This is a genomic window from Micromonospora sp. NPDC047707 (genome assembly GCF_040704235.1).
Classification (GTDB): domain Bacteria; phylum Actinomycetota; class Actinomycetes; order Mycobacteriales; family Micromonosporaceae; genus Micromonospora.
Window position 1 is genome coordinate 1 of the sequence record NZ_JBEYSU010000019.1, and the last position, 12,727, is coordinate 12,727.

11 protein-coding genes are annotated in these 12,727 nt (G+C 72.7%); 2 read left to right on the top strand and 9 right to left on the bottom strand.

The genetic code is table 11. The features are described from left to right. Positions 1–89 precede the first annotated feature (89 nt). Together AB0873_RS20230 and AB0873_RS20235 are read right to left on the bottom strand one after the other, a co-directional pair. Positions 90–2,465: a glycosyl hydrolase family 65 protein gene (locus AB0873_RS20230; RefSeq protein WP_366601261.1), complete on the bottom strand. Its 2,376-nt coding sequence runs from the start codon at positions 2,463–2,465 to the stop codon at positions 90–92. Then, on the bottom strand, positions 2,462–3,292 hold the full coding sequence (locus AB0873_RS20235) for an HAD-IA family hydrolase (protein WP_366601263.1): 831 nt from the start codon (positions 3,290–3,292) through the stop codon (positions 2,462–2,464). Before AB0873_RS20235 ends, AB0873_RS20230 begins: the two co-directional genes overlap by 4 nt. A 114-nt stretch (positions 3,293–3,406) precedes the next feature. On the opposite strand from AB0873_RS20235, the gene AB0873_RS20240 reads away from it, so the two are divergent. Then, positions 3,407–3,835, top strand: coding sequence for a hypothetical protein (locus tag AB0873_RS20240; RefSeq protein WP_366601264.1), 429 nt, complete (start codon positions 3,407–3,409; stop codon positions 3,833–3,835). Positions 3,836–3,954: 119 nt separating this feature from the next. On the opposite strand, the gene AB0873_RS20245 is transcribed toward AB0873_RS20240, so the two are convergent. The 6 genes from AB0873_RS20245 to AB0873_RS20270 form a co-directional block, all read right to left on the bottom strand. Continuing rightward, a complete protein-coding gene (locus tag AB0873_RS20245) occupies positions 3,955–4,419 on the bottom strand; it encodes a DUF4442 domain-containing protein (RefSeq protein ID WP_366601266.1) in 465 nt (154 codons plus the stop codon). 156 nt (positions 4,420–4,575) lie between these two features. After that, entirely contained in the window at positions 4,576–5,886 is a 1,311-nt protein-coding gene (locus AB0873_RS20250) for an ABC transporter ATP-binding protein (protein WP_366601268.1), read from the bottom strand. Positions 5,887–6,093: 207 nt separating this feature from the next. Beyond that, the gene (locus AB0873_RS20255) at positions 6,094–8,061 is read right to left on the bottom strand and encodes a DUF5941 domain-containing protein (protein ID WP_366601270.1); all 1,968 of its coding nucleotides are present in this window, start codon (positions 8,059–8,061) and stop codon (positions 6,094–6,096) included. Continuing rightward, positions 8,058–8,807, bottom strand: a complete 750-nt coding sequence (locus AB0873_RS20260) for an ABC transporter ATP-binding protein (protein ID WP_366601272.1) — start codon at positions 8,805–8,807, stop codon at positions 8,058–8,060. The genes AB0873_RS20255 and AB0873_RS20260 overlap by 4 nt, the downstream gene beginning before the upstream one ends. Next, positions 8,808–9,635 (bottom strand): ABC transporter permease, encoded by an 828-nt coding sequence (locus AB0873_RS20265; protein ID WP_366601274.1) that lies wholly within the window; start codon positions 9,633–9,635, stop codon positions 8,808–8,810. A gap of 31 nt (positions 9,636–9,666) precedes the next feature. Then, the gene (locus tag AB0873_RS20270; RefSeq protein ID WP_155329173.1) at positions 9,667–11,073 is read right to left on the bottom strand and encodes an L-serine ammonia-lyase; all 1,407 of its coding nucleotides are present in this window, start codon (positions 11,071–11,073) and stop codon (positions 9,667–9,669) included. A 401-nt stretch (positions 11,074–11,474) separates the two neighbouring features. On the opposite strand from AB0873_RS20270, the gene AB0873_RS20275 reads away from it, so the two are divergent. Continuing rightward, a complete protein-coding gene (locus tag AB0873_RS20275; RefSeq protein WP_366601275.1) occupies positions 11,475–11,678 on the top strand; it encodes a PspC domain-containing protein in 204 nt (67 codons plus the stop codon). A gap of 273 nt (positions 11,679–11,951) precedes the next feature. On the opposite strand, the gene AB0873_RS20280 is transcribed toward AB0873_RS20275, so the two are convergent. Further along, complete coding sequence (locus AB0873_RS20280) at positions 11,952–12,710, bottom strand: DUF4230 domain-containing protein (protein ID WP_366601277.1); 759 nt, start codon at positions 12,708–12,710, stop codon at positions 11,952–11,954. Between the last annotated feature and the right edge of the window lie 17 nt (positions 12,711–12,727).

Consider the following 12,727-nt stretch of genomic DNA (forward strand, 5'->3'; position numbering starts at 1 on the left):
CGCCGCGATCTGGCACAACTGGCGCATAAACGCCGACGTCAAACGCTCCCTGACCGCGTACGACCACTGATCCATTCGGAATCACTCGTCTAGGGCGCGCGGTCGGGCAGGCGCAGCAGGGGGCCGCGGCCGGGCGGCTGCTCCGGGGTGGGGCCGGACACCTCGGGCGGGGGGATCGGCACGGTCACCGGCTCGGCGCAGGTGACCTGGATCCGCCGCCCGTGGTGCCGCAGCTCCATCGTCTCGCCGGAGTCGCCGTTACGCAGGGCGTACGTGGTCCGGTGCGGTCGCACGTCGACCCGCAGCCGCATCCCCCGCCACTGGAGTGAGAACTCCAGGCGGCTCAGCCGGCTGGAGAGCCGGGGCGCGAACGAGAGCAGGCCGTCGTGGTCGCGCAGCCCGCCGAACCCGGCGACCAGGGCGATCCACGCGCCCGCCAGGGACGCCATGTGCACGCCGTCCCGGGTGTTCTCGTTCAGGTCGTGCAGGTCCATCAGCGCGGCCTCGCGCAGGTACAGGTGCGCCAGTTCGGGGTGGCCGACCTCGGCCGCGAGCACCGCCTGCGTGCAGGCCGACAGCGACGAGTCCCGGACCGTACGGCGCTCGTAGTACAGGAAGTTGCGCAGCTTCTGGTCCGGCGTGAACGCGTCCCCCCGCCAGTGCATCGCGAGCACCAGGTCGGACTGTTTGACCACCTGCTTCCGGTACAGGTCGAAGTACGGGTAGTGCAGCAGCAGCGGGTACTTCTCCTGCGGTGTGTGGGCGAAGTCCCACTCCTGGAGCCGGGTGAAGCCCTCCACCTGTTCGTGGACGTCGATCTCCTCGTCGTACGGGATGTGCATCGACGCCGCCGCGTCCCGCCAGGCGGCCGCCTCCTCGTCGGTGACGCCGAGGTGGAACGCCTCGTCCCGGTACCGCATCACCGCGTCCGCCGCGCTGATCAGGTTCCGCTGGGCCATCAGGTTCGTGTAGATGTTGTCGTTCTTGACGGCCGTGTACTCGTCCGGGCCGGTCACCCCGTCGATGTGGAACTGCCCGTGCCGGTCGTGGTGGCCCAGCGACCGCCACAGCCGCGCGGTCTCCACCAGCAACTCCAGGCCGATCTCCCGCTCCAGGTTGGTGTCGCAGGTGGCCAGCACGTACCGGCGTACCGCGTCGGCGACGGCGGCGGCGATGTGGAACGCGGCGGTGCCGGCCGGCCAGTACCCGGACGACTCCATCCCCTCGATGGTCCGCCACGGGAAGGCCGCGCCCTCCAGGTTGAGCGTACGGGCCCGCTCCTGCGCGGTCGGCAGGGTGCGGTGCCGCCAGTAGAGGGCGTCGTGCACGGCGGGCGGATGGGTGTACGTGAGCACCGGCAGCACGAACATCTCGGTGTCCCAGAACGCGTGCCCGTCGTACCCCGGTCCGGTCAGGCCCTTGGCGGCGATCGACCGGCGTTCCGCCCGCGCGCCGGCCTGGAGCACGTGGAAGAGCCCGAAGCGGACCGCCTGCTGCACCTCCGGGTCCCCCTCCACCAGCACGTCGGCGGAGTTCCAGAAGTCGTCGAGGTACTCACGCTGCTCGCGCAGCAGCCCTTCCCAGCCGTCCAGGCGGGCGGCGGCGAGCGCCGCCCCGACCTGGTCGCGCAGCGCCGGCAGCGAGCGGCGGCTCGACCACCCGTACACCAGGTACTTGACGACCCGCAGCGTCTGGCCGGGCTTGAGGACGCAGGCGATCGTGGTACGCACCCAGTCCTGGTACCCCTCGGACTCGACGGTGGTCCGCGCCTCGGTCTGCACCTCGTGCTCCATCGCGGCGGCGACCCGCAGCCCGGAGACCTTGGTGCGGTGGATGAGCAGGCCGCCGTCGTCCGTGGTCAACTCCTCCTCGGCGAGCAACGGCGACTCCAGCACCGCCGCGACCCGCGGGTCCTTGCTCTGCGGCGGCAGCGTCTCGTTGGCCACCAGCTCCGACTGGATGATCAGGCGCAGCGGCTTGTCGTCGGTGACCTCCACCTCGTAGTTGATGGCGGCGGCCGCCCGCTGCCGGAACGACACCAGCCGGGTGCTGCGGACCCGCACCTCCCGGCCGGCCGGCGAGCGCCAGTGCACGGACCGGTGCAGGGTGCCCTCCCGCAGGTCGAGCACCCGCTCGTGGGAGAGGAGTTCGCCGTAGCGCACGTCGAGCGGCTCGTCGTCGACGAGCAGCCGGATGAGCTTGCCGTTGGTGACGTTGACGATCGTCTGGCCGGACTCGGGGAAACCGAAGCCGGCTTCCGCGTACGGCAGCGGGCGCAGTTCGTAGAACGAGTTCAGGTACGTCCCGGGCAGGCCGTGCGGCTCCCCCTCGTCCAGGTTGCCGCGCAGCCCGACGTGCCCGTTGGACAGGGCGAAGACCGACTCGGACTGGGCCAGCACGTCCATGTCGAGGCGGGTCTCCCGCACGTGCCACGGCTCGACGGGGTACGCCCGTTCGCGGATCATGCGCCGGGCTCCCGGTCCCGCACGACCGGCCCGCGGTCGAGCCGGCTCGACTCCCGCGGGGCCGCCACCCGGCCCGGACCGGCCGGATCCGGGTCGAGCAGGTCGGCGAGATCGTCGACGACCACGTCGGCGCCGTTCGCCAGCAGTTCCTCGGCCTGGCCGACCCGGTCGACACCCACCACGTACCCGAACCCGCCGGCCCGTCCGGCGGCGACCCCGGCGAGCGCGTCCTCGAAGACCGCCGAGTTGGCCGGCTCCACGCCGAGCAGCCGCGCGCCGGCGAGGAAGGTGTCCGGCTCCGGCTTGCCGCGCAGCCCTTCGGCACGGGCGACGAGGCCGTCGACCCGCGCCTCGAGCAGCGGTTCCAGGCCGGCCGCCGCGACCACCTCGCGGCCGTTGGCGCTCGCCGTGACGACCGCGCGGCGCAGCCCGGCGACGGCCGCCACCTTCAGGTACGCCACCGAGCCGGGATAGACGTCCACCCCGGAGGTACGCAGCGTCTCGAGCAGCAGCACGTTCTTGCGGTTGCCGACGCCGTGCACCGTGTCGACTCCCGGGGGGTCGCCCGACTCTCCCTCGGGCAGCACGATGCCGCGCGAGGCGAGGAACGTGCGCACCCCGTCGTAGCGGGGCCGGCCGTCGACGTACCGGTTGTAGTCGTCGCCCGGGTCGAACGGCCGGAACGGCTCACCGGTGGCCGCCGCGCGACGGCGCAGGAACTCGTCGAACGTGGCGGTCCAGGCGGCGTTGTGGACGCGGGCGGTCTGCGTGAGCACACCGTCCAGATCGAAGAGACAGGCGGTCACGTGAGCAGGTAGGCCCAGCACGGTACGAATCTATCCAGACCTCCGGCCGGGGAAACCCGGTTCGGCCGAAGCCGTCGCGGCACCTGGCCCCGGTTCCGCGTTTGGCTCCCGGGCCGGCCAGGGAAAGACCATCGCATGGCGAAGGACGACCACTGGCCGGTGTGGTACCGGATCTCCCTGTCGGTGGTATGCCTCCTCGGCGCGGTGTACGCGATCGCCGTCGACCGGCCGTACCTGGCGGGCTTCGCCTTCCTGGCCGGGATCATGGGGCTGGTGGTCGCCCGTCGACGGCCCGCCGGGGCCGGCCAGCCGGCGGGGTCGAGCCGGTTGGCGGGGTCGAGCCGGTTGGCGGGGGCGGTCGCCGCCGTCGGGTTCGCCGCGCTGGCGGTAGGGGCGGTTGTCTTCCTGCTCAACGCCGACGGGAACGTCACCGCGTACGTGGTGGGTGGCGTCGTGCTGGCCATCGCCCTCTACGCCGTGGTCGCCGTGGCCGTCCGGATGCGGCAGTTGGGCCGCCGCGGCCCGGTGTCCGGGTCCTACCAGGGCGGGACGGTCGAGGGCTGAGCCGCGCGGACGTTCCTGTGGTCGGGGCGCTGGTGTACCTCCTGCATCGGCGCTGACGGCAGGCTCTGCCGCCGCCGATCGGCGGTGCCGCCAGGTGGCTGCACCGCCGAGGTCCGTTGTCAGTGCGGGCGCAGCGTCCAGATCACGGTCATCTCGCCGGTCACCTTGCCCTCTTCGGTGGCGATCTCGACGGGCACCGGGAACTCCGGCCGCTGGCCGGCCTCCAGCTCCGCGATCACCTCGGCGGCCGGGCGGCCGAGCCGCGCGGTCGCGCGCACCGGGCCCATGGCGAGCTTCCGGTACGCGATGTCCGCCCGCACGGCGAGCGGCGTGGCCCGGTCGAGCAGGTGCCCGAACGCGGCCATGACGACCGCGCCGGAGGCGGTCTCGCCGAGGGTGAACATGGCGCCGGCGTGCGGCCCGCCGACGTGGTTGTGGGTGGCCGGCGAGTCGGGCAGCCGGACGACCGTGCGGACCCCACCGTCGGCCTCCGGGGCCACCTCGACGAATTCGATGTCGAGCGTGCGGGCGAACGGGACGGCCTCGAGCATGGCGGTCGCCACCAGGCGAGAGTCGATCGTCATGCCCGTACGTTACCCGTGGGTAACTTTTGGGGCAAGGCCCGATTGCTGGGCTCAGCCTGCGGCATCCGGGGCCGCTGCCGCCGTCCGGCACCGCCGGAGCGTTAACAGGGGTCCCTTCCTCTACCGGAGGCGTTGACAGGGGCCCTTCCTTGCACCTCAGCGCCAGCCGACGTCGATGCGGTCGCCGCGCTCGTCGAAGAAGTGCAGGGCGTCCATGCGGACCGACACGGCGAGCGGGTGACCCGGGGACACCGCCGGGTACGGCGCCAGCCGGACCGCCAGCTCGGCCGGGCGGCGGTGGTGCCGGCCCGGGTCGGGGAGGACGCTGGTGCGGGTGCCGGCCGTCGGCGTCACCTCCTCGTCCAACGCAGGCTCCCCCGCGCGGCCGGTGATGCGCTGCACGACCTGGTTGAAGCGGCGCAGGCCGCGCTCGCCGGGGGCGGGCCGGTCGACCGGGGTGCCCATCTCGTCCACCACCACGGCGGTGGCGCCGATGTCGAGGAAGGCGAGCGACTCGTGCCCGTGGTGCTCCAGGTAGCGGATCCGGCCGTACAGCACGTCGCCCTGGGTGTCCGGGGTGACCGGCGTCAGCGCCTCGGCCCGCATGCCGACCACGATCCGCTCGCCGTGGTAGTGGGCGACGGCGCGGGTACGGATGTCGTCCCACGGCAGATAGAGCGCCTGCTCCCCGAGGGTGAGCGTCACGTACCGGTCGAGGTGCACGTAGACGGACGCCTCCAGCAGGTTCATCCGGGGGCTGCCGAGGAAGGCGGCGACGTACAGGGTGGCCGGGCGGCCGTACACCTGGGTGGGCGTGCCGACGTCCTGGAGGACGCCCTTGCGCATGATGGCGACCCGGTCGGCCATGGTCAGCGCCTCGGCCTGGTCGTGGGTGACGTAGATCGTGGTGACGCCGAGCTCGCGGGTCAGGCCGGAGATCTCCGCGCGCAGTTCGGCGCGCAGGCCGCTGTCGAGGTTGGACAACGGCTCGTCCATGAGGAACAGGCCGGGCCGGCGCACTATCGCACGGCCCATGGCCACCCGCTGCCGCTGGCCGCCGGAGAGCTGGCCGGGCCGGCGGGCGAGGACGTCGCCGATGCCGAGCGCGCCGGCCACGTCGGCGACCCGCTCACCCCGCCGGTCCGGTTCGAGGCCGGCCAGCCGGAGCGGGAAGGCGATGTTGTCGCCGACCGTCATGTGCGGGTAGAGGGCGAAGTCCTGGAAGACCATCGCCACCCCGCGCTCCCGGGGCGGCAGGTCGTTGGCCAGTTCCCCGCCGAGCAGCACCGCGCCGGAGGTCGGGGCCTCCAGGCCGGCGACCATCCGCAGGACGGTCGACTTGCCGCAGCCGGACGGACCCAGCAGCACCATGAACTCGCCGTCGTTGACGTCCAGGTTCACGCTGTCGACGGCGAGCGTGCCGTCCTTGAAGACCTTGGTCACATCCTTGAGCGCGACGGTGGTCACCGTCTCCTCCCCCAGCTCGGTCGACCGAACCCCGAATGACTGTGACGAGGAGCACCCCGATCGCACATCGGGTGAACGTGCCATGTTTCACCCGTGACAGTCCAGTTACGCGCCATCGAGCCAAGACAATGCGACAATCCGGACACCCGGCACGTCAGCGGGGTGCGCGAGGGTCCGCCCCGCGTCGCTGACCGGACCGGACCTCCATCAGCCCGGTGAGCCACCTCCGGCGCTGACGGGACCGGCCGCCGCCCGCGCGGCGCGGGCGGGCAGAACCACCCAGGCGAGAGCGACGCTCACCACGAAAACCACGAGAAGGTACGTTCCGAGTGTAATCAGTCCGATCTCGGCAATTCCGACGATCGCCGCCAGGGTCAGGACCGCGGAGCGCCCCTCCCAGCCCAGCGTGGCGTCGTGCAGCGGCGGGGCCGACTTCCGCTTCTCCAAGCGGGCGGTCAGGTCGTAGTGGTGCAGGGTCAGCACGAAGACGTACCCGAAGATCACCCAGGCCGGAACGTCACCGACCACGCCGACCGCGATGGCGAACAGGTACTCCGCCGCCCGCAGCGCCGCCGGCACCAGCCAGTCCAGCGCGCCGCCGTGCCGTGCCCGCGCGCCCTGTGCGGCCAGCAGCAGGCCGAGCAGGGCGAGCACCAGTGTCGACGACGGCACGTCGCCGAGGATCGCCGCCCCGAGCATCAGCGAGGCCACCAGCGCGGCGAGCACCGCCAGGACCAGCGGCCCCGGCCGCCGCGTCGCCGGCGAGCGGCGGGCCAACCGGCCGTCGTCGCGGTGCAGGGTGGCGTCGACCGTGTCGAGCACACCCACCCGCATCGAGCGGGCGCGCAGCGTCCGCAGCGCACCGGTGTACGCGAACGCCAGCACCCCCCACGTCAGCACCGCGACCAGCGCGGCCCGCTGGTCGAACAGCGCCACGACGAGCGCGACGAGCGCCCACCGCTCCCCGATCGGGAAGACCACCGTCCGCTTCAGCCAGTACGTGACCGAGCCGGTGTCCGCCTGCACCCGGTTGGAGGCGGCGCTGAGCCGGTCGCCGATCCCGCCACCACCACCGGCGGCCTTCGGCCGGCGCGCCGCCTCGTCGTGCAGGGCGCCGTACCAGGTGTCGGTCATGTGCCGCACGGTCTGCAGGGTCATCGCGGCGATGGCGAGAGCCCAGCCGTACCGGAAGCCGGCCTGGGTCGCCCCGTAGCCGAGGCCGGCGTAGACCACGTACTCCTTGGCCCGGTCGGCCATGGTGTCGAGCCAGCCACCCCAGGCGCTGAACGTGCGGGTGTAGCGGGCGAGCTGGCCGTCCACACAGTCCAGCACGAAGCCCAGGTAGAGCAGCACCGCCCCGGTGACCAGCGCCGGCCGGCCACCCGCGCCGAAGAGCAGCGCGGCGGCCACCGCGAACGCCACCGAGATCATCGTGACGGAGGTGGGGGTCAGGCGCAGTCGCGCGGCGGCCTTCGTCACGTACGGGGACCAGGTGCTGACGAAGAACGTGGTGAAGAAGTCGTCCCGCTCCTTCACGGACAGCCGGAGCTCCGCCCGGTCCTCGTTCACCGCGGCGACCGCCGCCTCGGCGGCGGCCAGTTCGGCGGCGTCGCCGACGCGGTGCGCGACGAGCAGGCGTACCCGGTGGGCGAAGGTCAGCGCGCCCCGGGCCGCGAGGTCGGCGAAGAGCCGGTCCACCGCGGGCCCCTCGACCACGGTACCGAAGGCCGGCGCGGGACCGACCGGCACCACCCCGGCCGCGACGGACCGCGCGGCGGCGGCGAGGGCCGGCAGGTCGGCGGTGCCGACCCGCAGCGCCCCGCCGAACGTCCCGGTGGCGCCCTGCACCTCGTCGGGCGACCCGGCGGCGACGACCTGGCCGCGGTCCTCCCGGACGGCGGTGCGGCCCGGCGCGGGCGGGTCGGTGAGCACCAGCGCGACGGTCGGCCCGACCGGGCTGGTGGCGAGGTGCCGGAGGACGGCGGTGTGCGCGACCAGGTCGGCCCCGGTGAGGAGCACCGGTTCGGCGGTCGCCTCGACCAGGTCGGCCAACTCACGCAGGTCACCGACGACGTGGACCTCGTCGGCTCCGGCCCGGCGGCACTGCGAGGCCAGCCGCTCCGCGAGAACCCCGCCGACGGGCGCGTCGGCGGTCAGCACGATCGCGAGCGTCACCGCGGCACCGCCCGGCGGTACGCGGCCAGCGCCTCGTCGATCGTCCCGTCGACGGTCATCCGGCCCGCGTCCAAGTAGAAACCGCGACGGCAGAACCGGGTCAGATCCTGTTCGTTGTGTGACACCAGCACCAGAGTGCGCCCCTCCCCGAGCAGACGTTCGATCGTCGCATAGCACTTTCGGCGGAACTCCGCGTCCCCGACCGCGGTCACCTCGTCCATGAGCAGGATCGGGTGCGGCAGGTGGGAGATGATGGCGAACCCTAGCCGGACCTTCATGCCGGACGAATAGTGCCGCACCGACGTGTCGATGGCCTTCTCCACCTGCTCGCCCGCGAACGTCACGATGTCGTCGAAGTGGCGGCGCAGGTAGCGGGCCGACAGGCCGTGCAGGCCGCCGACCAGGTACAGGTTCTCCCGGCCGGTCAGCTCGTTCGAGAAGCCGGCGGACAGCTCCAGCAGCGGCGCCACGTCACCTCGGACGCTGATCCGCCCCTCGTCGGGGATGAGCACGCCCGCGATCAGCCGCAGCAGGGTGCTCTTGCCGGTGCCGTTGCGGCCGATCACGCCGACCGTGTCCCCGGCCGCGATCGAGAACGACAGGTCACGCAGCGGCCAGAACTGGCCGTCGGAGATACCGCCGCGCCGGCCCCGGTGAATGACGAGGTCCCGGAGCCGCAGTTGCCGCCGGCGGTTGCGGACGAACTGGATGCCCAGCCCGTCCGCCTCGATGAGCGGGTCGGCCATTCACAGTTCCTTCAGCACGGCCGGTTCGAGGCGGCGGAACGTCCACCACCCGGCGGCGAGCACGAGCAGGCTGCCGGCGACGGTGGTGGCGAGCAGCCGGGTGCCGGGGAACTCGTCCGGGTACCACACCGCGTGGTGCAGCTGGAAGATGCCGACCAGCGGGTTCAGCTCGTACACGACCTTCACCCAGCCGGGCAGGCCGGAGTCCCGGACGAGGCTGAGCGGGTAGATGATCGGCGTGGCGTAGAAGAGCACCCGTACGGCCAGCCGCATGAACCGCTCGACGTCACGCATCAGCACGTTGGCCGCGGAGAGCAGCAGCGCCAACCCGACGAGCAGCACACCCTGGACGGTCACGGCCAGCGGCAGGGCGAGCACCGACCAGCCGAGGTCGATCCGGTCCGCCACCGCGTACGCCACCGCCACGCCGACCAGGATGGGCAGGCCCGCCGCGTACTCGGCGACCCGGCCGACGACCCGGCCGATCGGGAAGACCTGGCGGGGGATGTTCATCGTGGTGATCAGCCGGGACTGGCCGGTCAGCGCGTTGGCCGCCTCGCTGATGGCCGAGCTGGTCCAGCTCCAGGCGAACACGCCGGTGATCAGGAACAGCGGGTACGAGCCGGCCGCCTCGCCCAGGTGACGGGTGGTGTCCCGGGCGTACAGCACGCCGAACACGAACCAGTAGATCGCGCCGGTGCCGAGCGGCTCGATCAGCGACCAGAGATACCCGAGCACGGACTGCTGGTACTTCACCGCCAGGTCGCGGCGGACGAGGATGCGCAGCGCGTCGCGGTGCGACCAGAGCGCGCCCACCCCAGAGGTCACCGCCACCTCCCGCCCGCGAGACGGACGGGGCTCAGCACTCGATCACGTTGACGGCCAGGCCGCCCCGTGCCGTCTCCTTGTACTTGACCTTCATGTCGGCCCCGGTCTCGCGCATCGTCTTGATGACCTTGTCGAGCGAGACGTGGTGCACCCCGTCGCCCCGCAGCGCGAGCCGGGCGGCAGTGATCGCCTTGATGCTAGCCACCGCGTTCCGCTCGATGCAGGGGATCTGCACCAGGCCGCCGACCGGGTCGCAGGTCAGGCCGAGGTTGTGCTCCATACCGATCTCGGCCGCGTTCTCCACCTGTTCCGGGGTGCCGCCCAGGGCCTCCGCGAGCCCGGCCGCCGCCATCGAGCAGGCCGAACCCACCTCGCCCTGGCAGCCGACCTCGGCACCGGAGATCGAGGCGTTCTCCTTGAACAGCACGCCGATCGCCCCCGCCGCCAGCAGGAACCGCACCACGCCGTCCGCCGAGGCGCCCGCCACGAACCGGTCGTAGTAGTGCAGCACCGCCGGGATGATGCCGGCCGCGCCGTTGGTGGGCGCGGTGACGACGCGGCCGCCGGCCGCGTTCTCCTCGTTGACGGCGAGGGCGAACAGGGTGACCCAGTCCATCGCCCGCAGCGGGTCCGCCGCCCCCCGGCCCGCCGCGCCCGCCGCCGACCGCACCGGGTCCGCGTCCGCCATGAGACCGCGGTACAGCTCGGCCGCGCGCCGCCGGACCTTCAACCCACCCGGGAGTACGCCGTCCCGCTCGCAACCGCTCGCCACGCACTCGCGCATCACCCGCCAGATCTCCAGCAGGCCCGCGCGCACCTCCCGCTCGCTGCGCCAGGACAGCTCGTTGGCGAGCATCACCTCGCTGATCGACAGCCCGGTCTCGCGGGTCACCGCGAGCAGTTCCGCACCGGTCGAGAAGGGGTACCGCACGGCGGTGGTGTCCGGCTTGATCCGGTCCGCCCCGGCGGCCGCCTCGTCGACGACGAACCCGCCGCCGACCGAGTAGTACGTTCGGGCCCGCAGTTCCGCGCCGTCGCCGTCGTAGGCGGCGAACGTCATCCCGTTCGGGTGGTACGGCAGCGACCGGCGGCGGTGCAGCACCAGGTCCCGGTCCGGGTCGAAGTCGATCTCGTGGGCGTCGAGCAGCGCGATCCGCCGGTCGGCGCGGATCGCGGTGACCCGCGGCTCCACGCTGTCGGTGTCCACCGTCTCGGGGGCCTCGCCGGCCAGCCCGAGCAGGACCGCCCGGTCGCTGCCGTGGCCGTGCCCGGTGGCGCCCAGCGAGCCGAACAGCTCGGCGCGGATCCGTACGGTGTCGGCGAGCAGCCCGTCCGCCTTCAGCCCGGTGACGAAGGTCCGGGCGGCGCGCATCGGCCCGACCGTGTGCGAGCTGGACGGCCCGATGCCGACGCTGAAGAGGTCGAAGACGCTGATCATGGCTGCACTTCCTCGCCGCCGCGCCCGTCGTGCGGGCTCCGGTCCGCTGGTGGCCGCCGGGTCCGGGGGCCGTCGGCGGGCACCCGGAGGTATGGGCGCCCGACCGGCCAGCCTACCCGCCCAGGTCACGCGCCACCCGGCGACGCCCGCCCCCGCGCATGATCACGCTCGATCCGTGAAGTAGTGGTGTCTCAGCCCTCGGAGGGGAGTACTTCCAGGATCGAGCGCGATCTTGACCGGCGGGGCGGCGTCTCGGGTCGGGGGCGTCGGACCACGGGCGGGCGGGTAAGCACTTACGGGTCAGCGGGCCGCCGATCCTCCTCGGGACCGAGGGCGCGGTGGTGCCCCCTTTCTACCGTTGACGCAGAGGCGGCGGAACGCCGCAGAGTGGGAGTACGACGATGAGTCGCAGACTGGTCCGGCCCCGTCAGGGGCGCATGATCGCCGGCGTGTGCGCCGGCCTGGCGCAGCGGTTCGGTTGGTCGGCCGGGTTCGTCCGGCTGCTGTTCCTGCTGTCGCTGCTGCTGCCCGGCACCCAGGTGATCGTCTACGCGATCCTGTGGATCCTGATGCCGAACGAGGACCGCTACATCACCACCTACTGATCCGCGGGCGGGCCGCGCGGGGAGGCGGCACGTTCGGGGAACGTGCTGCCTCCCCCACACCCGAGCGCGCACCTTCGGGGAACGTGCTGCCTCCCTACAGCGCGATGCCGCAAGGTCGGGGAAAGTGCTGCCTCAGGCCGAGCACGCAGAACACGGCACCGCGCCGTGAGGCGCTCCGACGGCCGCGCGCCGGGCGCCGGTCGCGCAGATGCGACGGCGCCCGCCCAGACGAGATGGGCGGGCGCCGTCGGCGTCGCAGGGGGCCACGCTCGGTCAGGGCGCGGTGTACGTCACGGTGACCCGCTCGTAGCCGAGGGAGCGGAGCAGACCCTCCAGCATCTTGCGGGTGTTCTCCGCGGCGCGCTGGGTCAGGCCGCTGTCCCGGGCGGCGGCGGTGATCCGTTCCTCGGCGAGCTGGTAGACCTGCTGCTGCCGGTTGGGATCGCCCTCGACCAGGTCGCCGATCCGGTTGAGCAGCCCGCGCTCCTCGGCGAAGACGTAGCTCTTCTCCAGGTCGAGGTTGGTCTTCGCGAGCTGCGGCGCGGGCAGCTTGATCTCGACGGACTTCCCGTCGGCGGACTCGACGATCGCGCCCTCGGAGATCTTCGCGAAGTCGACGTAGGCCTCGACGCTGCCCGCACCCACGAAGAGCGTGCGCTGGTTGAGCAGCCAGTCCGGGACGTTGCGCCGGTCGGTCTGGAGGTCGACCACGACCTGGAAGTTGCCCTCGGCGGCGACGTAGCGGCTCAGATCCTGGATCGACTTGAGCAGCGCGGGCTGGCTGCGGTCGGTCTGTTCCTTGGCGAACGGGTTGCGGAAGTCGGGCAGGATGCCGGTGGCTTGCACGCCGAGCAGCACCACCACCGCCAGCGCCGCCGCGCCGAGCACCAGCAGCAGGCGGTGGACCGGCCCGCCGCCCGGGGTCGGCGCGGGCGGCTCCGGTGCGTCGTCGGACCGGGCCTTCAGCGTGTCCGTGGTCGGGTAGCCCGGGAACTCCCGGGTGGGCTGGTTGATGTCACCGTCGCGGGCCATCGCCGTCACCGTCCTCG